Source organism: Vibrio sp. ArtGut-C1, from assembly GCF_002105475.1.
Taxonomy (GTDB): Bacteria; Pseudomonadota; Gammaproteobacteria; order Enterobacterales; family Vibrionaceae; genus Vibrio; species Vibrio diabolicus.
The window spans coordinates 76,054-100,312 of the sequence record NZ_NCTH01000019.1 but is presented as its reverse complement, the minus strand read 5'-3'; the positions used below and the strand labels follow the sequence as shown (position 1 = coordinate 100,312).

General features: G+C 45.0%; 21 protein-coding genes and 1 other annotated feature. Of the genes, 11 read left to right on the top strand and 10 right to left on the bottom strand.

The annotated features are described in order from the left end of the window. Window positions 1-420: 420 nt before the first annotated feature. The 3 genes from clpB to rluD all read right to left on the bottom strand — a co-directional run bounded on the left by clpB (window position 421) and on the right by rluD (window position 4,846). Window positions 421-2,994 (bottom strand): ATP-dependent chaperone ClpB, encoded by a 2,574-nt coding sequence (gene clpB / locus B7360_RS16205; protein ID WP_005397478.1) that lies wholly within the window; start codon window positions 2,992-2,994, stop codon window positions 421-423. Between the two features lie 144 nt (window positions 2,995-3,138). Continuing rightward, on the bottom strand, window positions 3,139-3,867 hold the full coding sequence (gene pgeF / locus B7360_RS16200; protein ID WP_085343996.1) for a peptidoglycan editing factor PgeF: 729 nt from the start codon (window positions 3,865-3,867) through the stop codon (window positions 3,139-3,141). 1 nt (window position 3,868) lies between these two features. Then, window positions 3,869-4,846: a 23S rRNA pseudouridine(1911/1915/1917) synthase RluD gene (gene rluD / locus B7360_RS16195; RefSeq protein ID WP_085343995.1), complete on the bottom strand. Its 978-nt coding sequence runs from the start codon at window positions 4,844-4,846 to the stop codon at window positions 3,869-3,871. A 136-nt stretch (window positions 4,847-4,982) separates the two neighbouring features. On the opposite strand from rluD, the gene B7360_RS16190 reads away from it, so the two are divergent. The 5 genes from B7360_RS16190 to yjjX all read left to right on the top strand — a co-directional run bounded on the left by B7360_RS16190 (window position 4,983) and on the right by yjjX (window position 9,968). Continuing rightward, the gene (locus B7360_RS16190) at window positions 4,983-5,711 is read left to right on the top strand and encodes an outer membrane protein assembly factor BamD (protein WP_005385927.1); all 729 of its coding nucleotides are present in this window, start codon (window positions 4,983-4,985) and stop codon (window positions 5,709-5,711) included. A gap of 171 nt (window positions 5,712-5,882) precedes the next feature. After that, complete coding sequence (locus B7360_RS16185; protein WP_085343994.1) at window positions 5,883-7,337, top strand: lytic transglycosylase F; 1,455 nt, start codon at window positions 5,883-5,885, stop codon at window positions 7,335-7,337. A gap of 325 nt (window positions 7,338-7,662) precedes the next feature. Continuing rightward, complete coding sequence (hpf, locus tag B7360_RS16180) at window positions 7,663-7,989, top strand: ribosome hibernation-promoting factor, HPF/YfiA family (protein ID WP_005397484.1); 327 nt, start codon at window positions 7,663-7,665, stop codon at window positions 7,987-7,989. A 108-nt stretch (window positions 7,990-8,097) separates the two neighbouring features. Then, window positions 8,098-8,219 (top strand) — a sequence feature (Phe leader region). A gap of 12 nt (window positions 8,220-8,231) precedes the next feature. After that, window positions 8,232-9,410: a prephenate dehydratase gene (gene pheA, locus B7360_RS16175; RefSeq protein WP_005397485.1), complete on the top strand. Its 1,179-nt coding sequence runs from the start codon at window positions 8,232-8,234 to the stop codon at window positions 9,408-9,410. Between the two features lie 24 nt (window positions 9,411-9,434). Further along, entirely contained in the window at window positions 9,435-9,968 is a 534-nt protein-coding gene (yjjX, locus tag B7360_RS16170) for an inosine/xanthosine triphosphatase (RefSeq protein WP_005397487.1), read from the top strand. Window positions 9,969-10,078: 110 nt separating this feature from the next. Here yjjX and trpR read toward each other — a convergent pair whose 3' ends face one another. After that, complete coding sequence (gene trpR, locus B7360_RS16165) at window positions 10,079-10,387, bottom strand: trp operon repressor (protein WP_012842123.1); 309 nt, start codon at window positions 10,385-10,387, stop codon at window positions 10,079-10,081. A gap of 13 nt (window positions 10,388-10,400) precedes the next feature. Beyond that, complete coding sequence (gene sltY / locus B7360_RS16160) at window positions 10,401-12,347, bottom strand: murein transglycosylase (protein ID WP_085343993.1); 1,947 nt, start codon at window positions 12,345-12,347, stop codon at window positions 10,401-10,403. A gap of 364 nt (window positions 12,348-12,711) precedes the next feature. On the opposite strand from sltY, the gene ettA reads away from it, so the two are divergent. From ettA to B7360_RS16145, 3 genes are all read left to right on the top strand, one after another. Beyond that, entirely contained in the window at window positions 12,712-14,379 is a 1,668-nt protein-coding gene (ettA, locus tag B7360_RS16155) for an energy-dependent translational throttle protein EttA (protein WP_005381894.1), read from the top strand. 231 nt (window positions 14,380-14,610) lie between these two features. After that, window positions 14,611-14,979, top strand: coding sequence for a PilZ domain-containing protein (locus B7360_RS16150; protein WP_085343992.1), 369 nt, complete (start codon window positions 14,611-14,613; stop codon window positions 14,977-14,979). A gap of 28 nt (window positions 14,980-15,007) precedes the next feature. Continuing rightward, on the top strand, window positions 15,008-16,009 hold the full coding sequence (locus B7360_RS16145) for a M23 family metallopeptidase (RefSeq protein ID WP_085343991.1): 1,002 nt from the start codon (window positions 15,008-15,010) through the stop codon (window positions 16,007-16,009). Between the two features lie 77 nt (window positions 16,010-16,086). Here B7360_RS16145 and tyrA read toward each other — a convergent pair whose 3' ends face one another. The 3 genes from tyrA to nagZ form a co-directional block, all read right to left on the bottom strand. Beyond that, complete coding sequence (tyrA, locus tag B7360_RS16140) at window positions 16,087-17,214, bottom strand: bifunctional chorismate mutase/prephenate dehydrogenase (RefSeq protein WP_065645177.1); 1,128 nt, start codon at window positions 17,212-17,214, stop codon at window positions 16,087-16,089. A gap of 21 nt (window positions 17,215-17,235) precedes the next feature. Then, window positions 17,236-18,312: a 3-deoxy-7-phosphoheptulonate synthase gene (locus B7360_RS16135; protein WP_005397501.1), complete on the bottom strand. Its 1,077-nt coding sequence runs from the start codon at window positions 18,310-18,312 to the stop codon at window positions 17,236-17,238. 207 nt (window positions 18,313-18,519) lie between these two features. Beyond that, the gene (gene nagZ / locus B7360_RS16130) at window positions 18,520-19,503 is read right to left on the bottom strand and encodes a beta-N-acetylhexosaminidase (protein WP_085343990.1); all 984 of its coding nucleotides are present in this window, start codon (window positions 19,501-19,503) and stop codon (window positions 18,520-18,522) included. Window positions 19,504-19,602: 99 nt separating this feature from the next. Here nagZ and B7360_RS16125 point away from each other — a divergent pair, with 99 nt between their 5' ends. Together B7360_RS16125 and murQ are read left to right on the top strand one after the other, a co-directional pair. Next, window positions 19,603-20,715 (top strand): anhydro-N-acetylmuramic acid kinase, encoded by a 1,113-nt coding sequence (locus tag B7360_RS16125; RefSeq protein ID WP_085343989.1) that lies wholly within the window; start codon window positions 19,603-19,605, stop codon window positions 20,713-20,715. Window positions 20,716-20,735: 20 nt separating this feature from the next. Continuing rightward, on the top strand, window positions 20,736-21,665 hold the full coding sequence (murQ, locus tag B7360_RS16120) for an N-acetylmuramic acid 6-phosphate etherase (protein ID WP_085343988.1): 930 nt from the start codon (window positions 20,736-20,738) through the stop codon (window positions 21,663-21,665). Between the two features lie 51 nt (window positions 21,666-21,716). Here the strand turns inward: murQ and B7360_RS16115 are convergent, their stop codons facing one another. After that, window positions 21,717-21,989, bottom strand: a complete 273-nt coding sequence (locus B7360_RS16115; protein ID WP_012842127.1) for a hypothetical protein — start codon at window positions 21,987-21,989, stop codon at window positions 21,717-21,719. A gap of 113 nt (window positions 21,990-22,102) precedes the next feature. Further along, the gene (locus tag B7360_RS16110; RefSeq protein WP_085343987.1) at window positions 22,103-22,444 is read right to left on the bottom strand and encodes a DUF2799 domain-containing protein; all 342 of its coding nucleotides are present in this window, start codon (window positions 22,442-22,444) and stop codon (window positions 22,103-22,105) included. A 280-nt stretch (window positions 22,445-22,724) separates the two neighbouring features. Between B7360_RS16110 and B7360_RS16105 the strand changes: the two genes are divergently transcribed. Further along, the gene (locus B7360_RS16105; protein WP_005381914.1) at window positions 22,725-24,209 is read left to right on the top strand and encodes a carbon starvation protein A; all 1,485 of its coding nucleotides are present in this window, start codon (window positions 22,725-22,727) and stop codon (window positions 24,207-24,209) included. Window positions 24,210-24,259 lie beyond the last annotated feature (50 nt).

Here is a 24,259-nt window from a genome sequence, read left to right as displayed (position 1 = left end):
TTCGTATCATTGAAACCTAATTTGATACCGAGGTATCTAATTGGATTATCATCAACGAGTGCCCACACAGATTGATAGGTCTATATTTTTAAAGAGCACACTTTGAACTTCTCTTCAAAGTGGACGGCCATTTTAGCTAGATAACTTATCGTGTCAAACACTTTTTTAAGTTATTTATCTGCGAGTTAATTCTTAACTCACTGGCCTTGTTGTCTAGACGTCACTTAACTTGCTTTCCCTTGACAACGGAGGCGCATTATAGGGCGTTCATTAAGGAACACAAGTGCATTTTTAAAAAAAACTCACCTTTTTAGTTCATTCGTACAGAAAACAGGCAAGAGGCTCTAAAACATTATAGAAAAGGGGCCAAATGGCCCCTTGAATGTGATTTTTATCTCATTTCTTATTGTATCCGTGCAATTACTGATGGGCACGAATTTGGTCATTAGTAACGATTAGCTGCACTTTCTTGTCTGGAACAATTTCACCAGAAAGAATCGATTTGGCTAATGGGTTCTCGACATTCTGTTGAATTGCGCGTTTTAAAGGACGCGCACCATATACAGGGTCGAAACCAACTTGAGCGATCAAATCGAGTGCTTTGTCAGAAACCTCTAGTTGATATCCTTTTTCTTCTAGTCGTTTCGCCAAACGTTCTAATTGAATAGAAGCGATGGACTTGATGTGCTCTTGACCAAGTGGATGGAACACCACGATTTCGTCAACACGGTTCAAGAACTCAGGACGGAAGTGTTTGCTAACCACATCCATTACTTCACTCTTGATACCTTGATAGTCTAATGTTGCGAAATTCTCTTGGATACGAGATGAACCCAAGTTCGATGTCATGATCACAACCGTATTACGGAAGTCAACAGTACGACCTTGACCATCCGTTAAACGCCCATCATCGAGAACTTGCAGCAGAATGTTAAATACATCCGGATGCGCTTTCTCTACTTCATCTAACAGAATTACCGAATACGGCTTGCGACGAACCGCTTCCGTTAAGTAACCACCCTCTTCATATCCGACATAGCCTGGAGGCGCACCAACCAATCTTGCCACTGAGTGTTTCTCCATGAACTCAGACATGTCGATACGGACCATCGCATCTTCGCTGTCGAACATAAAGCTCGCAAGTGTCTTACAAAGCTCTGTTTTACCTACACCAGTTGGACCTAAGAATAAGAAGGAGCCAATTGGTCGGTTTGGATCAGAAAGCCCAGCTCGACTACGACGAATGGCATTCGATACAACAGAGACCGCTTCGCTTTGCCCTACCACACGATTATGCAGTACGTCTTCCATACGAAGTAGTTTCTCTTTTTCCGCTTCTAGCATCTTGGATACTGGGATGCCAGTTTGCTTAGAAAGTACTTCTGCAATCTCGTTGTCGGTTACTTTATTACGCAATAGTGTCATTTCCTGCATTTCCGCTTGGGTTGCAAGATCTAACTGCTTCTCAAGTTCAGGAATACGACCATATTGAAGTTCCGACATGCGGTTTAGATCACCAGCTCGGCGAGCAAACTCCATATCCATACGAGCTTGTTCAAGCTCAGACTTAATATGTTGAGTGCCAGAAAGTGCGGCTTTTTCTGTATTCCAAACCTCTTCTAGTTCAGCGTACTCACGTTCTTTTTCATTGAGTTCTTCATTAAGCGCTTTCAAACGCTTTTCACTCGCTTCGTCGTGCTCGTTACTAAGCGCCTGTTGCTCAATCTTAAGTTGGATGATTTTACGTTCAAGCTTATCTAATGACTCTGGCTTAGAGTCAATTTGTAAACGAATGCTTGAAGCCGCTTCGTCGATTAAGTCGATCGCTTTATCTGGCAGTTGACGGTCAGAAACATAACGATGTGACAAACTCGCCGCTGCAACAATCGCTGGGTCAGTAATTTCAACGTGATGATGAAGCTCATAACGCTCCTTCAAGCCACGTAAAATCGCCACGGTATCCTCAACGGTCGGCTCATCCACCAGCACTTTTTGGAAACGACGTTCTAACGCCGCATCTTTTTCGATGTACTGACGATATTCATCCAGTGTTGTTGCGCCAACACAGTGCAGTTCACCACGGGCTAAAGCAGGTTTGAGCATGTTCCCCGCATCCATTGAGCCTTCACCTTTACCCGCACCAACCATAGTGTGGAGCTCGTCGATAAATAGAATGACATTACCTTCTTCTTTAGCAAGTTCATTCAATACTGATTTTAAACGCTCTTCAAATTCACCACGGTATTTCGCGCCAGCAACAAGTGCACCCATATCTAATGACAGCACGCGGCGACCGCGTAGACCTTCTGGCACTTCGTTATTAACGATTCGCTGCGCCAAGCCTTCCACAATTGCGGTTTTACCCACACCAGGCTCACCGATGATCACTGGGTTGTTTTTAGTACGGCGCTGCAATACTTGGATGGTACGGCGAATTTCATCATCACGGCCGATAACCGGATCCAGTTTGCCCTGTTCTGCTCGCTCGGTAAGGTCAATGGTGAACTTTTCCAATGCTTGGCGAAGCTCTTCTGCATTCGGATCATTAACCTTTTGACCACCTCTGATCTTTTCGATTGCTTGGCTAACTTTTTGCTCTGTTAAACCGATCTCTTTGAGTAATTGCCCCAATGGTCCGCGATCTTCTAAAGCAGCAAGCAGGAAGATTTCAGACGAGATATAGGAGTCTTGACGCTTTTGCGCCACTTTGTCACACAGGTTAAACAACGTGCCCATCGAACTAGAGAGCTGTACATCTCCACCGATGCCACTGACTTTTGGTAATCGATCTAGCATTTCACTCAATTTAGAGCGTAAATGCGTTACGTCCACATCCAGCATAGTAAGCAATGGACGGATTGGACTGCCATTTTGGTCAAGCAAAGCCACCATGAGGTGAACTGGCTCGATATATTGATGATCGCGCCCTAACGCTAGTGATTGAGCATCAGAGATAGCGATTTGAAACTTACTTGTGAATCGATCAAGACGCATATCTACCTTCCTAACCTCAACTAAAGGAAATTCTTTTGACAGTTAGAAAGATGGATACTCAGAGGAGGAATTTCAAGGGAGTGAATGAATAAAGATAGCTTTGCAAAAATAGCACTATGCATCTTGGCACTTTAGTGCTTACAACTAATCTTCAATCCAAATAAAGGTGGCTTGTCGACCAGTTTTACCATCACGGCGATACGAATAAAAAGAGGCTTTATCTTGGTAAGTACAAAGTCCAGAGTCAAACACTTGTGTCACACCAGCTCGATTTAGACGTTGCGTTGCCAGCACCGACATGTCAGCAAGCCATTTGCCGTCGATATCGCGTGGGGTGAATGCTTGATGCGCCTGTGAGTCAAAATCAACAAAAGCTTGCAGAACATCTTCACCCACTTCAAAGGCTTGAGATCCAATGGCAGGGCCAAGCCACGCTATCACTTCACCTGAAAACAACGCTAATGCATTTTCGACAATACCATTTGCTAAGCCGCGCCAACCTGCATGAACGGCAGCGACCTGCGTGCCTTGTGTATTCGTCAATAATACAGGTAGACAATCGGCGGTCATCGCTGAACAAACAACATGGCTTGACGAAGTAAAGACACCGTCCGCATCAAGCACTTGTGTTGTTGGTTCATTTGCTTGAGCCACAACGGTCGAATGTGTTTGGTTTAACCAGATTGGCGCATTTGGCATGTTCGCCTGCTGCGCCAACCAAGCTCGGTTCTTCTCTACTAAAGACAAATCATCCCCAACGTGAGTACCTAAATTTAGCCCTTGATAAGGGCCTGTCGAAAAACCGCCTATACGTGTTGAGGCAAAAGCTTTGACATTTTTAGGCGCACGCCAATTCGGAATGATTGTCTTCATCTTAGAACTCTTCCGGTAAACCGTGCTCTTCCGTATCTTGACGAAGCGCTTCAGTCATCGCCACCATGTCATCAGGCACAGGGGCATGGAACTCAAGTACTTCTCCCGTAATTGGATGTTCAAAGCGTAGCATTACGGCGTGCAATGCTTGGCGATCGAAGCCACGGATCATTGCCGTTAGCTCTTCAGAAGCACCTGTCGGGATGCGAGCACGTCCACCATATGCAATATCACCGAGCAGCGGATGCTGAAGGTAAGACATGTGCACACGGATCTGGTGCGTACGACCCGTTTCAAGACGCAGACGGATACGTGTGTGTTCGCGGAAACGCTCAGCGACACGGTAGTGCGTTACCGCTGGTTTACCCATTGGTGCTACCGCCATAAGCGTGCGCTTGGTAGAATGACGACCAATAGGTTGGTCCACTTTACCACCCGCTGTCATACGACCAATAGCGATTGCTTCGTACTCACGAGTAATATTACGTTTTTGCAGTGCGCGAACCAGGCGAGTTTGTGCTGGTACAGTTTTCGCCACCACCATCAGCCCCGTTGTGTCTTTATCCAGACGGTGCACAATGCCCGCACGAGGCACTTCTGCGATATCAGGGTAATGATGCAACAACGCATTAAGCACTGTACCATCTGGCGTACCGGCACCTGGGTGAACCACAAAGTCACGAGGCTTATTGATAACGATAATATCGTCATCTTCAAAAACGATATCTAGCGGGATATCTTCCGCTTCCCAGCGTTCTTCATCTTCTAACTCGGCTTGCAATGTAATTTCCTCGCCACCCATTACTTTGGTGCGAGGTTTGGTGACAACTTCACCATTAACTTGAACTTTCCCATCAAGCAGCCACTCTTTCAGGCGCGAGCGAGAGAAGTCCGCGAATAATTCGGCGATAGCTTGGTCTAAACGTTGACCTAACTGGCTATCTTTTACGGTATTTGTTAATACAATCTGCTGAGCCATATCGAACTTTTTTAAAAACTGTGAGACTAATGCTCACGACTGTGAAAAAATAGACTATTACGTCATTGTATCTGTTACTGGAAAGAAAGTAACGGCAGCTTAAGAAATATTTAGATTCAAGGAACAGACTCCTGATATGAAACGTCAGACTTTAACAGGCCTTTTAGCGGTATCCCTTCTGTTTGGATGTGCAAGCAAAGAAGAAATCGTTCCTGATGTGCCGCCTTCGGAACTGTATGCAGACGCACAGATTTCTCTTCAAAGTGGTAATTGGCTTTCTGCAATTGAGAAACTGGAAGCATTAGACTCACGTTACCCATTCGGTGCCTACTCAGAACAGGTGCAGCTTGACCTAATCTATGCGTACTACAAAAACGACGACCTTGCTTTGGGCTTGGCAACCATTTCTCGCTTTATGCGTTTAAACCCAACCCATGAAAAAATGGACTGGGTACTGTACATGCGCGGCCTAAGCCATATGGCGCAAGATCGTAACTTTATGCATGATCTGTTCAGCGTAGATCGAAGCGATCGCGATCCTGAGCCAGTAAAAAAAGCGTTTGATGACTTCAAAAAACTGCTTCAACGCTACCCGAACAGCCCATACGCACAAGATTCACAAAAACGCATGGTTGCGCTGAAAAACCGCCTAGCGAACTATGACTTAGCGACGGCTGACTTCTACCTCCGCCGTGAAGCCTGGGTAGCTGCAATTAATCGCAGTCAAGAGCTACAAAAAGCATTCCCAGACACCGAAGCGGCACGTAAGTCACTGACTATCCAGCTAGAGGCCTACAAGCAACTCGGTTTGGAAGACGCCGTAGCAAGAACTGAAAAGCTTATCGAGCTCAACCCTGTGAAGTAACTGAGCCGCTTCAAACTAAACCGCCACCGTTTTTACCGTGGCGGTTTTTTATTACCCGCAATAGCGTGTTCTGCCCTTGCTTGATGATCTACGGGGCTCTACATATGCTTAAAGTTCCCCTCCCCTTTATAAAAGGATGTGAACGTGACGATACCTAAGCTATGCGCAGTTATGCTGCTCTTATTGTCTGCTTCCGTTTGCGCACTGCAAATATCACCACTCAAGCAACCTCCTTACACTGGGGATCTCGATGTTATTAAAGAGAAGAATGTTTTACGTGTCCTCGTTTCTGCTGATCTAGGCTTCTATTACATTGAGGGCGGTACACCAAAAGGAATAGGTGCAGAACTCCTGGCGCATTTCGAAAAAGACCTTCGTAAGCTCAAACCGAAACTTAACGTACAAATTATTCCTCTAGCCCGTGACCAACTTCTGCCAGCCTTAGAAAATGGCTCCGGTGATCTAGTCGTCGCCAATCTGACCATTACCAACACACGTAAACAGAAAGTCGATTTTAGTTCACCCATTCTTACTGGTATTGACGAGTGGATAGTCACGAACAAAAGCACACCAGCCATGACTAACATTGAGCAACTGAGCGGCAAAGAGGTTTGGGTACGTGCCAGTTCTAGCTACTTTGAGAGTATTCAAGCACTAAATAAGAAGCTAAATAAAAAAGGCTTGCCACCCGTTATCGTACATTTTATTGAAGAAACACTGCAAGACTACGAACTGGTTGGGATGCTCAATAACGGCTACGTCAAAGCCATTGTTCTCGATAGTCATAAAGCCAAACTTTGGCTGAAAGTGATGGATGATATTCGAGCTCACCCAGAAATCCCTATTCGTGAAAATGGTAAAATCGCTTGGGCAATGCGGGAAAACAGCCCAAGTTTGAAAGCCGTCGTGAACAAGTTTATTCAGAAATCTCGTTCTGGGACACTGCTCGGTAACGTCATTTACGGAAAATACATCGATAACACAGGTTGGCTAAACAAAGCCCTTAACCCCAACAAAATTGCTCAACTAGAAAAGCTTGCTACGTTGTTTTCACGCTATGGTGAGAAGTACGATATCGACTATCTACTGATCGCAGCCGTCGCTTATAAAGAGTCCGGCTTTAATAACGACCTCGTTGGAAGTCGAGGTGCAGTCGGCATAATGCAAGTTCTACCCAGCACGGCTCGAGACCCTAATATCAATATCAAAAACGTTCGGCAGCTAGAAAACAATATTCATGCTGGCGTGAAGTATTTAGCATTTTTGCGTAAACAGTACTTCAGTGATCCTGCTATTACGGCGGAAAATAAACTCTACTTTACCTTAGCGGCTTACAATGCTGGCCCCGGGAATGTAGAACGAATTCGTAAACGTGCAGCCCAGCAAGGCTACGATCCTAATATTTGGTTCAATAACGTGGAAGTCGTTATGCGGAAAAGTTTAAGCTCAACGGTTGGGTACGTCACAAGCATTAATCGCTATTACGTTATATACAAACAGCTAGAAAGTTTGGACCAAGTCAAAAGTCTAGAGCGGGTATCACTGGCTCCAAAGGATCCCTTCTTCATGATACCGCTACGAAAAGTCAGTCAAACGCCAGACACAAAAAAGCCGCTTGTACAATAAGCGGCTTTGTAAATAAATTCGTCTGAGAGACTCAGTGACTGTCATCACACTTTACGTATAGTTAAATTTTAACCACCTCTAATATTAGGCCGTAAAACTTCCCTAAAAACGAAGAGGTTTTCAGCTGAGCACTCTATCCAATCTACGGATTTACTAACCGATAACAAGCAATTTCACGATAAATCTCAGCAGATCTTGAGTGAGATCACATTCATTTTTCATCATAAAAAACCCGAACAAAATAATGATCTGAGTCACATTTTTTTATACTTAAAGCGGTAATCTGAACTCAACCCATGAGGGATGCAACAGAGGAAAAACACTTATGACAATGAATATCACTGGCAAAAACATCGAAATCACCTCTGCAATCCGAGCTCATATTGAGAGCAAGTTTAAAAAACTGGAGAAATGGCAAGTAGACCTAATTGGTTGCCAAGCAACTTTCAGTGAGGAACCAAACAAACAGAAGAAATTCGAAGCGGTTATTAAAGTTCCTAAAGGCCAGCTCATTGCCTCAGCAACTCACGAAGATCTTTACGCAGCTATCAACGAAGTGGAGCAAAAACTAGAACGACAATTGAACAAGCTGACCCACAAACCTGAAGCTCGACGTGCAAATAAGCCTGAGCTAGTGGAAGAAGAAGAGTAAACTGACCAGATTGAGGAAATAGCGCCGAAAGGCGCTATTTTTTTGCTTGACGCTCTCCCCTGCCTTGCTTATTGTGTTTAAACACTCATAAATTAAGCACTATTTATGCATTTAACCTCACTGTTTATTTTTGACTTCTTTTTCCTCCCATAGTCGGAGGGGCGAACTCGTTTGTGAAAGAAAAGTCAAAAACAAACAGAAAGCCTCCCAAATCGGGAGGCTTTTTTATAAGGAAAGAATTGATGACTGACCAACCTATTTCCCTCGAAGAAATTCGTTTGCGCTTGAATGAGCTAGATGACCAACTTCTCAGCTTATTGTCTGAGCGCCGTAAACTCAGCATTGAAGTAGCCAAAAGCAAAGTACAAACCTCAAAACCCGTTCGTGATGCCGTTCGAGAACAACAACTATTAGTTAAGCTGATTTCTAATGGCCGAGATAAATACGAACTCGACGCGCAGTACATCACTAAACTTTTCCATACCATCATTGAAGACTCTGTGCTTCTTCAGCAAAGTTACCTGCAAAACCTCGTTAACCCGCAACAAAGTCGTAAGCCACTTGCTCGCGTCGCTTTCTTAGGAGCCAAAGGCTCTTACTCGCACTTGGCAAGCCGCGAATACTTCAGCCGTAAAAATACAGAACTTATCGAGCTCAACTGCGAACACTTCAAAGAAGTGACTCAAACAGTAGAATCGGGCCATGCTGATTATGGTGTTCTGCCTATCGAAAACACCAGTTCAGGCTCTATTAATGAAGTGTATGACCTACTACAACACACGACGCTGTACATCGTTGGAGAGCTAACTCAACCAATCGAGCACTGCTTGGTTGCGAAAAAAGACATTCGTCTGGAAAACATTAAAACGCTGTATTCACATCCTCAGCCACACCAACAGTGCAGTGAGTTTTTAAGCCGCATGAAAGGTGTAAAACTGGAGTCTTGCGCCAGCACGGCAGATGCAATGCAAAAAGTCCAAGAGATGGATCGTGATGATGTTGCTGCAATTGGTAATGCATCAAGCGGGAAGCTATACGGCTTGCAAGCAATTCAAGGCAACATCGCAAACCAAACTGAGAACCATACTCGTTTTATCGTGGTTGCTCGCAAACCAGTTGAGGTTTCAACTCAGATTCCAGCAAAAACCACCTTGATTATGTCGACCTCCCAAGAGGCTGGCTCATTGGTTGAAACACTATTAGTGCTGCAACGTTACGGCATCAATATGACCAAGCTAGAATCACGTCCAATTATGGGGAACCCATGGGAAGAAATGTTCTACGTAGACTTGGAATCCCATCTTGCTTCGACAGAAATGCAACAGGCACTAGAAGAGCTAACAAAAATAACTAAACACTTGAAAGTATTAGGCTGTTACCCTAGTGAGAACGTAAAGCCTACCCAAGTAAAATTGAGTTAATAGACACCAGTGAGTAAAAAGATCATGGCAACCCAAAAAGTCGTAATCGCATCGCTAAACCCAGCTAAAATTAATGCCGTTCAAAGTGCATTTAACAGTGCATTTCCGCACCAAGAGTTCAACTTCGTCGGCGTCAGTGTACCTAGTGAAGTCGCAGATCAACCTATGACTGATGAAGAAACTCATCGCGGTGCACTAAACCGCGTTAAAAACGCAAAAGTAGAGATGCCAAACGCGGATTACTATGTCGGACTTGAAGCGGGAATTGAAACAAACGTGACGTTTGCGTGGATGGTTATTGAGTCGAATACTCACCGCGGTGAATCTCGCTCTGCGAGCTTAATGCTGCCGCCCAAAGTATTGGAAAAACTCGAGCATGCGAATGAGCTGGGAGATGTCATGGATGAGGTGTTTGGTACCGAGAACATCAAACAGAAAGGTGGTGCCATCAGCCTGCTCACCCAAAACCAGCTGACTCGAAGTTCGGTTTACCATCAAGCCTTGATTCTGGCTCTGATTCCATTCACAAACCCTGAGCACTTCCCTTCAAATTTATAACGCTCATCCTATTCGCTAGGTACGAAAAAGGGCGGATATTTCCGCCCTTTTTAACACGTTATCTTAACCACTTGTGATACCAATACCTAAAAGCGAATTGGAATCACTGGCTACTTAGATACCGCAACTTGCTCTAACAAAACCTTGAGTTTGTCTTTCTCTTCATCAGATTTAGACTTTAACTCGTTAGAGCCACGAGTAATAGTGGCAATACCCACGCCAAGCATCTGGCTGATCTGGCGTTGAGATAATTCTCCTTTAAGAAGCTCGTTAATAATATTAACGCGTGATATTAATGATTCTCTCTCATCACGTGACATCAGCATGGTTAGCAGCATGTCATCTTGCTCACTGTCCATGCTAGTTCGAATTAGCTCAATAATCTGTTGCCAGTCTTTGTACTCGGGTTCGTGCGACATCAAGTTACCTCACTCAATACTTGGTATTGATCTCATGTTGATTCAAGAACGCGCCATCGATACCCAAAAGATCACGGTAATATGTTTCAAACATCAGGATGTTTTGTACATAACCGCGTGTCTCTCTAAATGGAATTGCCTCAATAAAGGCATAAGCATCCACTTTTCCTTGGGTACGCTCTCGCCACGTTTTTACTCTGTTAGGACCTGCATTATAAGCAGCAAGAGCAAAAATACGATTATTATCGTAATCCTCTAATAAGCCTTGCAAATAATGGCTACCAATTTCGATATTTTTACCTACATTGTAGAGGTCCTGCGTACCTTGATAACTCAACTTATATTTACGTGCTGTGTACTTTGCTGTAGCGGGCATGATCTGCATAAGACCACGAGCACCAACTGGAGAACGGGCTTCGACATCCAACGCACTTTCCTGTCGAGCTAGGGACATCATCGTCACGGGATCTATGTTGTGTTTTTTTGCATAAAAGTTAAACCACCAGCGATGCGCAATCGGGAACCTCAGTTCGATATTATCCCACATCTGCGCTTGAATACTCGCGGTCACCGTTAGGTTATGCCAACGCTTAGAAGACGCATAAGCCGCCAACATCGCCTTTTCATCTTTCCCTACGCGGCGCAATAAATGTGCCCATTCACTTTTCGCTGCTGCGATTTTATCCGTCGCAATCAACTCTTCAATACGAACTAACGAGTCTTGGTAGGGTTGAACCACTCGCTTATCAAACTTAACCGTATGCGTAGGGTATTTGATTGATTGTCCAATCGCATTAGCGGCTGCCACACTATAAAAGTTTCGCTGCCCGACCAAAGTCGCTAAACGCTGTTTCCCTGCGATGTCATCACCTAACGCAATTTCACTTCGTCCAAGCCAGTATTGCCAGCGAAGCGACGCTTGCTCTTCTTTATTGAGAACGGCAATCCACTCTTGTACGCCCTTCCAATCCGCGTTCTGAATCGCTAAGCGAATGCGAGTTTCAATGAGCGGTAAGTACTGGCTGGTTTTCGTTTTATCATCACGCCACTTAGCTAGTGACTCAGACTCAGTACGGGTCAATCGAAATGCGATATAGTCAGCCAGGGCTTGCGCCTTTTCTGGAGAAAACTTCTGCCCTTTAATGACGGCATCATACGCACTCTGCGCTTGACTGGTATTCATGCGAGCTAGCTTTTCCAACGCATATTCGCTTTGCGTTCGATTAAAATCATTAGCCGGTTTTTTCTTCGCGAACTCCGCAACGCTTGAAGGGTTATCAAACAACGCCTTCATTTCTTTCGCTTGTTGCCTTGCCTGCGAGGATTTAGGCAGTTTAAGTAAGTAACTCATCAAACTGCCATTACGAGCATCAAACGCCAGTAGCATACGCTGGAGGATCAATTCATCAGTACGTTCACCTGCCTTGTCCCATGCTGCGAATAATGGATCGCACTCATCGGCAATACTTCTGCCACGCAACCACATATGTTCAGCCCCTTTAAACGCGGCGACTTTCTTACCTTGCTCTAACTGAGCCACGTAGAAAATACATTGGTAACGCTCGCCACTTGGAATGACTTTTTGAAACTCAGTAATGGTTTTCCAATCTTTTTGCTTATAAAGATGGTTGAGGTATGGAGCGCGAACACGACGAGAAAAAGGAAACGACTCGTGCTCCGAAATAAATTCGTTCACCTGCTGTGGTGATTTTTCCGGTAACTGTCTAATAAATGTTCGGTAGTCCACATAAGGCGTCAGTGGATAGTCAGAAATTTTAGGACGGATCGAAAGGTATCCGTCGATGTCATTTTTATCTAATAAATCTTGAGCTTGCTCATAAACTTCACGCTGCTTTTCCAAGCTCAGCGCGGCATTAGCACTCAAACTCATCGCACACAGCGCGGCTGCGCAGCATACGTTTTTAGCCAATTCAGATACGTTGAATCTCATTTGTGTCATTTTCCCCAGACATATACTGCCCCAAAGCCTCGTTTTGTTAGCGTTCATGTGATGTTAAGGCAATTTTCACACATGCATCTATTTACACAGAATGCAGATGTCCATGTAAAGCAACTTAGTGTATTAAAAATTGTACTCGTGAAACTTTTAAGACGATGGAGACAAGGAGTTCCTAACTTGTGCAGAAAGCACTTCGTCATTTATAACGAATAACAAAAGTGTATACCCTAACCGTGTAAGTTTCCGGTCAGCTCAAAATAAGAAATCCATTCGAAAGGGAAATTCTTGCAATGCGGTAACAAAAACAAAGCACTTGGTATAAAATGATGGGTTTGAATGACAGTTAATTTAGGAACGATCGGCAATGGCTGAATACGTATATACCATGTCGCGGGTGAGCAAGATTGTGCCACCTAAGCGTCAAATTCTTAAAGACATCTCTCTGAGCTTCTTCCCTGGTGCGAAAATCGGTGTTTTAGGTCTGAACGGTGCAGGTAAATCCACACTGCTACGTATCATGGCAGGTATCGACACGGATATCGACGGTGAAGCGCGTCCACAACCTGGTTTAAACGTAGGCTACCTACCCCAGGAGCCAGTATTAGACGAATCAAAAACCGTTCGTGAAGTTGTTGAAGAAGCGGTTGCTGACGTTGCTGACGCACTGAAACGTTTGGATGCGGTCTATGCGGCTTACGCAGAACCAGATGCAGACTTCGACGCACTTGCAAAAGAGCAAGGCGAACTTGAAGCTCTGATTCAAGCGAAAGATGGTCACAACCTAGAAAACGCACTTGAGCGAGCTGCAAACGCACTTCGTTTACCTGAATGGGACCAAAAAATTGCGCACCTATCAGGTGGTGAACGCCGCCGTGTCGCTATTTGTCGCCTGCTACTTTCTAAGCCAGACATGCTGCTGCTTGATGAGCCTACCAACCACCTAGATGCAGAATCTGTCGCTTGGCTAGAGCGCTTCTTAGTGGATTACACAGGTACTGTAGTCGCTATCACCCACGACCGTTACTTCCTAGATAACGCCGCGGGTTGGATCTTAGAGCTTGACCGTGGTGAAGGTATCCCATGGGAAGGTAACTACACTTCATGGTTGGAGCAAAAAGACGCTCGTCTACAACAAGAAGCGTCTCAAGAAAGCGCTCGTCAAAAAACCATCGAGAAAGAACTTGAGTGGGTACGTAAAAACCCTAAAGGTCGTCAAGCGAAATCAAAAGCACGTATGGCACGCTTTGAAGAGCTGCAAAGCTCTGATCACCAAAAACGTAACGAAACCAATGAACTGTTTATCCCGCCAGGTGAGCGTCTAGGTGATAAAGTTATTGAAGTGAAGAACCTAACGAAGTCATTTGACGGCCGTGTTCTAATTGATGACCTATCATTCAGCATCCCTAAAGGTGCGATTGTTGGTATCATCGGTGCGAACGGCGCAGGTAAATCGACCCTATTCAAGATGTTAAGTGGTACTGAACAACCAGATTCAGGCACAATTGAAATGGGCGACACTGTGAAACTTGCATCGGTCGATCAGTTCCGTGACAGCATGGACGATTCTAAAACCGTATTCCAAGAGATTTCTGAAGGCGCAGATATCATTAAGATCAACAACTTCGAAATCCCTGCTCGCGCGTACTGTTCGCGCTTTAACTTTAAAGGCAGCGACCAACAAAAAATCATTGGTGAGCTATCAGGTGGTGAGCGTAACCGTGTCCACCTTGCGAAACTGCTTAAAGCGGGCGGTAACGTGTTACTACTCGACGAACCGACCAACGACCTTGACGTTGAAACACTGCGTGCTCTAGAAGAAGCACTACTAGAGTTCCCTGGTTGTGCAATGGTTATCTCGCACGACCGTTGGTTCCTTGACCGTATCGCGACCCACATCATTGACTACCGTGACGAAGGCCAAGTTAACTTCTACGAAGGTAACTACACCGAGTACATGGACTGGTTGAAGAAAACGTTGGGCCCTGAAGCCGCAGAACCACACCGCATCAAATACAAGCGTATTGCGAAGTAATCGCAACCCGCAAAGTTTGATTGTAATTTGTACAAAGGCCGCTATCATAGCGGCCTTTGTTTTCTTTGTTATAAAAAAGAGCTCATTAGCCCGTCTCGTTCGTTAAGAACATGACATTGCACTTACGTCACTCTGTAGCGACCTCGACACTTTTCAAACAGCAATCGAACATTTTTTGTTCGCATTGATATACTATTCAATTCTGTTTGAAGACATGACGAGAAAATGCACATGGCAGAGAGACGACGCTTTTCACGCATTCTCCATCAAGCGCCAGCGAAGGTAGAACAACGTGACTTGGCAATTGAAGCTAGGATTCAAGATCTTTCCTTACATGGTTTACTCATGAAAGTGGAAGAGACTGAGGCTTTGGATCTAGCCCTTCCAGTCCATGTGACTTTTTCATTTGATCAATCCGAACAAGTGATTACGTTAAAAGCGCAAATTGTGGATGTTTCTAAGTGTGAGATTAGGTTAAAGATCATCAAGATAGACATCGAGAGCATTAGCCAACTAAAACGATTTATAGAATTGAATGTAGGCAATAACGACCTTCTGAACCGAGAGTTAGAACATATCTCTGATTTAGGAGAAAAATAAATGAACGCCTATTTAAGTAACAATAACTATGTCTAAAAAAATCATCATGCAGATCCCGACGAAAGACGGCGATCAGCAGTTCTATTTGGGCCGCAGTTCGGTCCTAGCAGTATTTGCTTCGGTATTGGCATTACCCGCCGTCGTTGGTGGCGGGTGGTATCTCAATCAACAGCAGATACACAATAAAGACGAACTAACACAAACCATCGCCAAACTAGAAAGTGAAAAGGCCGAAATCACCGCGCTTTATGAAGAGCAGCTTGATACCAACCACTCGCTTTCTCAGTCATTGACCGATAAAAACAATCAAATTCAGCTATTAGGAAAACGGGTATTCGACGTCGAATCGGTTCTAGGTCTCGCTGACGAAGAGCTGATGATCGATGAAAACAACATGGCGTTAGAAGAGCGAATTGATGCAGCAGCTATCGATTCCGCAGTTCGAGCAACCATGTTTCGTTTGATTCCAAATGATAGCCCAGTGACATACCAACGTATTTCTTCTTCCTACGGCAGTCGCATTAATCCTATTTCAGGTAAACGACACGTTCATACTGGTATCGATCTTACCTGTAAACGAGGAGAAGAAATCCTCGCACCTGCAGACGGAGTGGTGGAAACCGTTCGCCCGAGTAATCGTGGCTATGGCAACTATGTCACTATTCGTCACTCATTTGGCTTTATGAGCTCCTTTGCTCACTTACAACGCTTTAAAGTGAAAAGCGGCCAATTTGTCAGTAAAGGCGATGTGATTGCTCAATGTGGTAGTTCAGGTAATTCCACTGGCCCGCACCTGCATTATGAGGTGCGCTTTCTTGGGCGAGCACTCAACCCTCAATACTTGATGGAGTGGACACCTGAAAACTTCAATTATGTATTTGAAAAAGAGAAAAAAGTGAAATGGGGCCCTTTAGTTCAATTGATTGATAATGTCGTGCGTCTGCAAGTCAATTTAACCAACTCCCCCTATCGCGACACCAGTATCAATACAGTATCAAGTGAAGATACCAGCAATACCGCGACTAACTGATTTATCTCTCGACACAAAAAAGAGCAGCGTAAGCTGCTCTTTTCGTTTCGGGCTCCACACGGATAGATAACCCGCGATTAACCGCGATGAATATTATCATTCGCCTGTTTGAGTAAGTTTTGGCTCTCATTCATAAATTGTTGTGAATAATCACCAAACCACTCACTCACCTGCTCAAAGCTTTCGACAAATTTGGCTTTATCTTTGCTATCCAAAATCGCAAGTGCTTCGCCGAAGCGTTGGTGGAATCGCTTAATCATGTCGATGTTTTCTTGCGATGAGAGAATAATGTCACCGTAGAGGTTTGGATCCTGACCAAACAGACGCCCTACCATCGCCAACTCCAGGCGGTAGATTGGTGAGCTCAACTTTAACAGTTGCTCAATGTTCGGGTTCTCTTTGCTTAGATGCATGCCGTAAGCAAATGAGGTGAAGTGACGCAGCGCTTGGATTAACGTCATGCCATGATCGTGCTCTTGCGCATCAATCTGACACAAGCTCGCGCCCCAAATACCAAACTGTTGCAGCAACCATTGGTATTGATCATTTCCACGCCCATCACAGTACACAATCACCTGCTTGGCAAGGCTCGGCACATCTGGACCAAACATTGGGTGTAAACCAACCACCGGTCCTTGGTGCACATTCAACATTGCTTGCAGTGGCTTAGATTTTATAGAAGTCAGGTCACACAGAATACAGTCTTGTGGCAGATTACCTAGCTTTTCAATCACACCTTCTGTTAGGTGAATTGGCACAGTAACCACCACCAGGCCCGCGTCTTTTAGGATGTCATCCGCACGCTCCCAGTCTTTGCTACCAAGCACTTTGACTTGATAACCAGATAGCTTGAACATACGTCCAAACAGGCCGCCTAACTGGCCATTACCACCAATAATGACCACTGAGCGTAATTCAGGGTTCAAACACTTAAAACCGGAGTCTTTTTCACTGGCATAAGACTCACGCATGGTACGACGCAGAATGTCTTCAATAAGCTGTGGAGGAATTCCCATTTTCTCAGCTTCTGCTCGGCGAGAAGCCAGCATCGCCGCTTCACGATCAGGGGCATAAATAGGCAAACCATGTTCGCTTTTTACTTCCCCAACTTTCTCTACCAGCGCTAAACGCTGAGCCAATAGCTCCAACATTTGCTTGTCGACTGCATCAATCTGATCGCGTAATGCGTTAAGTTCAACTGCCATTGATGTTCCTTAAATCCTGTATTAATTAGCCTTTAGACGATTTTCTAAGAAAGGCACTAGCTCTTCATGTGCATGACGTAATAGTGCCTCAGTTGAATCCCAATTGATACATGCGTCAGTGATAGATACACCGTATTTCATTTCTTCGAGAGCTAAGTCAGAAGATTGATTTCCTTCATTGATATGGCTTTCAATCATAAGGCCGATAATGGACTTATTACCTTCACGGATTTGGTGGATCACATCCTCCGCGACTAATGGCTGGCGACGGTAATCTTTACGTGAGTTGGCGTGACTACAGTCCACCATTAATGACGCATCAAGGCCAGACTTCGCCATTTCTTGCTCACACTCAGTAACTGACACTGAGTCGTAGTTAGTTTGCTTGCCACCACGTAAGATCACATGCCCATTAGCATTACCCTGAGTGGTCAATAGCGCTACTTGTCCCTCACGGTTGATCCCCATAAAACGGTGGCTAGAAGACGCAGCTTGCATCGCATTGATTGCAGTTGCCAAACTACCATCCGTGCCATTTTTAAAACCGATTGGCATAGACAGGCCACTTGCCATTTCACGGTGAGTTTGTGACTCCGTAGTACGTGCGCCGATCGCAGCCCAACTAAAAGTATCCGCCAAGTATTGTGGGCTAATTGGGTCCAGAGCTTCAGTCGCGAGCGGGATTTCCATCTCTGCCAATTCCACTAGCAGTTCGCGTCCAACATGCAGACCATGTTCAATATCGAAGCTGCCATCGAGGTGCGGATCGTTAATCAGCCCTTTCCAGCCGACCGTGGTGCGTGGTTTTTCAAAGTAAACACGCATAACAATATACAGTTGGTCACTTAGTTGTTCAGAGAGCGCTTTAAGACGTTTTGCGTAATCCTTCGCCGCTTCCACATCGTGGATAGAACATGGACCACATACAACCAGCAGGCGATGATCCTTTTTATGAATAATATTAGCGATAGTTTGGCGAGACTCTTGAATAAAGCGGCGCGCTTTTTCACTCAAAGGAAGCTTGGTTTTTAGCTCCTCTGGGGTAATAAGAACCTGCTCTTCGCTAATATTAATATTGCTCAACTCACTTTTCTGCATAACTCTAACCTGTATATTTATTTTTACACCCAACCAAATTATTGGTGAGACAACTAAGCTTTAACGACAAGATAACAGGCTAAAAAAGAAAAACAAGCGTACACAATAAAAAACATTTGGTGTAAATTATTATTTACAGACAAATAAAAAGCCAAAGTATAATTAACTTTGGCTTCTAATCGGTGTTTTGAATCGTTTACAAGAGGTTTAGCTGGTCAAGCGTTTCATCGCTTCACTCGCCGCTTTCCACTCTTGAGATAACTTGAGCTCACTTAGAGAAAACGACTGTTTTTTCAGTAACGCATCCGCCAGTGGCACTGTTGATACTGGCAAGTTATCCAACACCTCAATGTGTGCTTCACGCTTATTACACATCAATAGCATATCGCAACCAGCTTTCAAGGCTTGAGCCCCACGCTCGGCAGGACTACCCATGATTGCAGCGCCTTCCATCGTCAGATCATCGGAGAAAACCAAGCCTTTAAAACCGAGTTGCTGTCGCAAAACTTGTTTCAACCAGTATTCTGAACCACTCGCTGGCTGAGAGTCGTAGTTCGGAAAAATCACGTGAGCAGGCATCATGGCATCTAAAATACCGGCATCAATTTGCGCTTTGAAGATCGCCATATCTTGTTCAAAAATATCACTGCGCTCGTCGTATGGTGTTTCTAGATGTGAGTCTGCAATCACACCACCGTGACCCGGGAAGTGTTTGCCTGTTGTTGCCATTCCAACGCTCTTCATACCCTGCATGTAAGCGGTGCTAAATCGAAGAATGGTATCGGCATCTTCGCCAAATGCTCGGTTACCGATCGCTTTACATTGATGACCTTTATCGAGCACGGGTGCAAAGCTTAAATCAATGTCGTGTGCTATCAACTCCGCTGCCATTAGCCAACCGCCCATACATGCTAACTCTTCACCATTTTGATGTTTGGCGTATTCTTCGGCTGCAGGGATCAACGAGAAACCTTCACGGAAGCGTTGTACTCGCCCCCCTTCTTGATCCACACCGATCAAAATCGGGCGCTTGGCTGCCTTGCGGATTGATTGAGTAAGTGCTTGAAGCTGTTCACTATCATGATAGTTACGAGCAAATAGAATTAAGCCACCAACCGTAGGATGTTCCAGAATTTCTTTGTCTTCAGCGGTCAGTTCATAACCCGCGACGTCAACCCATAACGGTCCCATGTTTTCTCCTCAAAATCGGCTGAATATCTCGTATTCGATGAGGTTATTCGCTTCAGATTTGCTTTACAATAAGTGAATGAAGAATTGACGAGATCGGCTATGAAATTTAACGAACTGTACATTGGTGTGATGTCTGGAACGAGTATGGACGGCGTTGATACCGCTCTGGTTGAAATAAGTGATGAGCACGTTCGTCTGGTTGCGCACGACGGTTACCCAATGCCCACAGCACTGAAAGAAATGCTGTTATCTGTTTGTACCGGTCAAGCCACAAATTTAAAAGCCATAGGTGAATTGGATCACCAACTTGGCCACCTCTTCGCTGACGCCGTTTTACAACTGCTCAATAAGTCTGGCTACGTCGCGGAACAAATTCGTGCGATTGGTAATCACGGTCAAACGGTATTCCACCAACCTACTGGAGAGTTACCCTTTACCACTCAGTTGGGTGATGCCAACATCATCGCAGTGAAAACAGGGATTGATACGGTTGCAGATTTTAGACGTAAAGATATGGCGCTAGGTGGTCAAGGTGCACCGCTGGTTCCCGCTTTTCATAAAAGTATCTTTGCCATGCAAGATTCCACTACCGTGGTGCTGAACATCGGTGGCATAGCCAACATCTCTGTACTGCATCCCGAGCAACCAGTCATTGGCTATGACACTGGTCCGGGCAACATGTTGATGGACGCGTGGTGTGCGCTGCACACTGGGCAAAGCTTCGACAAAGATGCACAATTTGCACTGAAAGGAACGGTAAACGCTACTTTGTTGACTCAATTACTTAAAGAAGCTTACCTCGCCATGCCAGCACCTAAAAGTACCGGGCGAGAACTGTTCAATATTGACTGGCTGCATCAGCAACTGGCTCATTACAATTTACCAACCGAAAACGTACAGCGTACACTCTGCGAATATTCTGCGATTACCATTGCCAACGAAGTCGACAAGTTTTCTTATGGCATCACGCCTCAACTATTGGTCTGTGGCGGTGGAGCAAGAAACCCACTTTTAATGCAGCGATTGACTAAGTTATTGCCACAATGGCACGTTGCGACAACGGCAGAAAAAGGCGTTGATGGTGACTACATGGAAGCCATGGCATTTGCTTGGCTCGCACAGCGCTATATTCATAGCCTCCCTAGCAATTTACCGGAAGTCACAGGGGCAAGTCGTCTCGCTTCACTTGGCGTACTCTACTCAAAAAATTAATCACGAAGGCTTAAATTACTATGACAAATGACGCGCTTATTGCGGCTCTTTCTCACCTCGTCTCTGAAGGTCGAAATCCTGAAACAATGGATATCGATCTTCTTCCTTCATTCGATATTGTGCAGCGTTTAAACCAACAAGATAAACTCGTCCCAATTGCGGTCGAGAAAGTGCTACCAGAGATCGCTCAAGCCGTTGATAAGATCACGGAAGCATTTAAGGTCGGAGGTCGGTTGTTTTACATCGGTGCAGGCACCAGTGGTCGGCTCGGTGTCTTGGACGCTTCAGAATGCCCGCCGACTTTTGGCACGGATCCAGAGATGGTCGTTGGTATTATTGCGGGTGGAAAAGAGGCAATGTTCCGCGCGAAAGAAGGGGCAGAGGACGATCCTGCATTAGGCGAGCAAGATCTTAAAGAGAATGCACTAACACAACGCGATGTCGTCGTTGGTATTGCGGCAAGTGGACGGACACCGTACGTGATTGGTGGCTTAGAGTATGCGAACGAACTTGGTTCCACCACTGTAGCACTATCTTGTAACCCTGACTCTCCGATTGCAGATATTGCCGATATTGCGATCAGCCCCGTTGTTGGACCTGAAGCGTTAACGGGATCCACTCGCTTAAAATCAGGGACGGCGCAAAAGCTCGTACTGAACATGCTCACTACCGCAAGCATGATCCGCCTAGGCAAAAGTTATCAGAACTTAATGGTAGATGTGAAAGCGACGAATGCAAAGCTAGTTGCAAGAGCGGCTCGTATTGTTATGCAAGCAACAGATTGTACTAACCAAGAGGCTAAAACGGCTCTCAAAGAAACGGACTACGACGCCAAGTTAGCTATTTTGATGATTTTAACCGGGCTGGATAAAGAAAGCGCGACTGAGCAACTGAAAGCCAAACAAGGATATTTAAGAAAAGTCGTGATCGATCAAGCGAATCAATCTTAATCAATAAAGCGCCTCACTTATTTAAAAGTCAGGCGCCTTTTATGGCTTAATTTAGTAGTTCAATCGTTCAATGTGAGTAATACCGACTTTACCTTCAAGGTCGCTGAACATATGAACCATTGCTGGGTATGGTTGTGCTCCAGGATAGACAACTTCTGCATTACAGAAAAACGCATAGTTTTGTCCGGCTACGACTTGAGTAGCCACAACCAAAGGGGAGTATTTGACGCCGACAAACCCCTCGATACCTTTAGCAAATACTTCTTTATCCTCTGCTTTGAGTTCATTAAATGGACTCCAGCCACCAGCCATTTGCGTTGACATAATGTGATTCCTTTTTTCTGCGCTCACTATCAAGCAATATGAACATAGTTTAATAAGTCGAATTTTGCCACAATTATGTTATGCCGACGGTATCACAGCGGCTTTATTGACTATTAATTTGAGTACTCACTCCAGCCACGCTGCCATTCCATACGGAATTTTTGTGCTTGCTCAGTACCTTCACAAACTCCTTCATAATACTGACCAGATAACCCCATTTGATACGCAAAAGCAGGGTTACAGTATTCACGTAGCCCCTCTAAATAACCTTGGTCGTAGTCACTTTGCTTAACGCTACCCAACTCACGCAGCTCGCTCATCGTGCGTGATGTATGTCCGGCTACACCATCTTGATATCCGATCTGATGCCAATCTCCTGACTTGGCAAGATCTTCCGTCGTTGCAGCGCATCCTGCAAGTAAAGCCAGCGCCAAACCTAACGTTGCCTTTTTCATGGTTCTTCCTTAAGTAATTGTTTTCAAAAATAAGCTTACCACTAATTATTGGCGTTTGCCGCTTAGCTTGCAGATTAAACCACTGAAGCCTCAAATCAGCCGCTCACTACTGCAATCAACCGTTCGCCATTTTTAAAAACCGCTCAAGCAGTATATCGACCACTCAGTGCTCTATTCGACCACTCATCTACTAACCGAATGCATTTAACACTAGTGACGCATAACATGCATCCTGAGATTACAAAATTACCCTACCCAACTAAGACCAAGGACAATTGCTATGATGTGGTTTCTAACCTGTGTCGCAGCCCTAATCGGCGGATACTTCATCTACGGCGCTTTCGTCGAGAAGATTTTCGGCATCAATGAAAAACGCCAAACGCCTGCTCACACCAAATCGGACGGTGTTGACTTCGTTCCAATGTCAACAAAGAAAGTTTATCTAGTTCAGCTACTTAACATCGCTGGTGTTGGTCCAATTTTCGGCCCAATCATGGGTGCACTATACGGTCCAGCGGCAATGCTTTGGATTGTTGTCGGTTGTATTTTTGCTGGCGCAGTACACGATTACTTCTCTGGCATGCTTTCAGTGCGTAACGGCGGCGCATCTGTACCTACTATCACAGGTCGCTACCTAGGTAATGGCGCAAAACACTTTATGAATATTTTTGCCATTGTCCTACTGCTTCTTGTTGGCGTAGTGTTCGTTTCTGCTCCTGCAGGCATGATTACTAACCTCATCAATGATCAAACAAGCTTGAGCGTAAGCATGACTACTATGGTTATCGCTATCTTCGCTTACTACATCATTGCGACGATTGTTCCTGTCGATAAAATCATTGGTCGTTTCTACCCACTGTTTGGCGCCCTACTCATCTTTATGTCTGTTGGCCTAATGACAGCCGTTGCTTTCTCTAGCGAACACACAGTAATGGGTGACTTCCAAGTTTCGGACATGTTCTCTAACCTCAACCCAAATGACATGCCGTTATGGCCTGCATTGTTCATCACTATTGCATGTGGCGCTATCTCTGGCTTCCACGCGACTCAGTCTCCACTGATGGCGCGTTGTATGGAAAACGAGAAAAACGGTCGTTTCGTTTTCTACGGAGCAATGATTGGTGAAGGTGTTATCGCGCTAATCTGGTGTGCTATCGCTCTGTCTTTCTTCGGCTCTCTAGACGCACTATCAGAAGCTGTGAAAAACGGTGGTCCTGGTAACGTGGTATACAGCGCATCATTTGGTCTGCTTGGTGTGTTCGGTGGTATCCTTGCGTTCCTAGGTGTGGTTATCCTACCAATTACGTCTGGCGATACAGCATTCCGTTCAAGCCGTCTGATCCTTGCTGAATACTTCAACATGGAACAAAAGACGCTACGTAACCGCCTACTGATGGCACTTCCACTGTTCGTTATCGGCGGTATCTTAACTCAAGTAGACTTCGGCATTATCTGGCGCTACTTCGGTTTTGCTAACCAAACAACAGCAGTAATGATGCTTTGGACTGCGTCCGCTTACCTACTACGTCACAACAAGCTGCACTGGATTACCACTATCCCTGCTATCTTCATGACCACGGTATGTGTCACGTTCATCTTAAACAACAGCTCGCTAGGTTTTGGTCTGCCAATGCAACTATCAACTATCGTCGGTATTGTGTTTGCCCTAGCTGTGACAGGTTACGTTATCAAAACCTCTAAGGGTAAAGGAGAAACTGAACTGGCTGACGAAGAGAAACCACAAGCCGTATCAGAAACAGCGTAATACTCGTCACATCTGAGTGACTAAGATAGGAGCCTGCCAATTGCAGGCTC